Annotated in this window: 2 protein-coding genes; both read left to right on the top strand. The window is 39.5% G+C overall.

All coding sequences use genetic code 11. The annotated features are described in order from the left end of the window. A partial coding sequence (locus C7K08_RS15735; RefSeq protein WP_206603888.1) for a hypothetical protein occupies positions 1–224 on the top strand: 224 nt, incomplete at its 5' end. 111 nt (positions 225–335) lie between these two features. After that, positions 336–1115 (top strand): hypothetical protein (locus tag C7K08_RS14385; protein ID WP_133165328.1); only part of this gene is annotated, 780 nt, incomplete at its 3' end.

The raw sequence follows: 1115 nt of genomic DNA, 5'->3' as shown, positions 1-1115 counted from the left end.
CAAATATTCAAGAGGGTATCGATAGTAAAATGTTAGATGTAGATAAAGATGGTAAAACCACTGCCCTTGGGGATGGTTTGATGGTAATACGCCATCTATTTGGTGCTGCTTTTGCAGGTGCAGCACTCACAAATAAAGCAATCAGTCCTGATTCACCATATTTTGGACCGCCCGCAAACTTTGCTGCCGTTGCCGCCAATATTGATGCCATGCGTCCTGCTTAGCACCACCGCAAAAGATGGGTCAACCATGAGGGTAAATGTGATCCAGAAATTTTGAGGAAATCACATCGATGTGCTAATATAAAAAAATATTCACCTAAGGTTCTAGGACTAATGGCCAATTTCCAAACAGTCACAGTTGACAGTAGTTTATTAAAATTTAAACTTGGCGAGGTATTCACTTTACCTCTAATCTACAATACCTCCAATGGCGATGCAGAGTTATCGGGTATTACCTTAAATATTCATTATAACTCCTCAGTCGTAACTCCCAACGAATCAAGTACAACCACTACTAAAAACAATGGGGTTACTGATTTAAACGTTGCTATATTCTCAAATACTATATTAGATGACACTGCCAATCTTGACAATGATGAAGCAACAGACAAATATATTGGGCTAATATTTCTTGATTTATCTTTGTATCCCAAATTCCCAGGATCTCCCTTACCTAAAATAATTGCAAAGGTAAATTTCACACCTTCTGTAAATTTCTCAGGCAATAWCATTACTTTAAATTTAACTGCATCTGAAACAGCTGCAGGATATGAATTCCAAAAATACCCAATACCACTTACCAAAATTCAAGCCATTCCTGTTAATGATGGAGCCGCAACCTTTAGCGTTTCTGGTACACGTACTGTTGGACAGGTTCTAACAGTTAATAAAACAGCTGCTGATCCTGATGGTGATGGAACAATTAGCTACCAGTGGCAATCATCTTCTGATGGCAACACCTGGGCCAATATCGGCGCTAATGCTGTTAAYTACACCCTAACATCTGCAGAACAAGCAAAACAAATTAGAGTTCAGGTTTCCTACACCGATGCTCAAGCATTCACAGAAAAGCTAACAGTTGCCGCTGGAACCGTTGCTGCTATTGACGATGGT

The sequence above is a fragment of the Synechococcus lacustris str. Tous genome (assembly GCF_003011125.1).
GTDB classification, from domain to species: Bacteria; Cyanobacteriota; Cyanobacteriia; order PCC-6307; family Cyanobiaceae; genus Synechococcus_D; species Synechococcus_D lacustris.
Note: the sequence above shows the minus strand (reverse complement) of the source record. Positions and strands in the feature narration are given on the sequence as shown.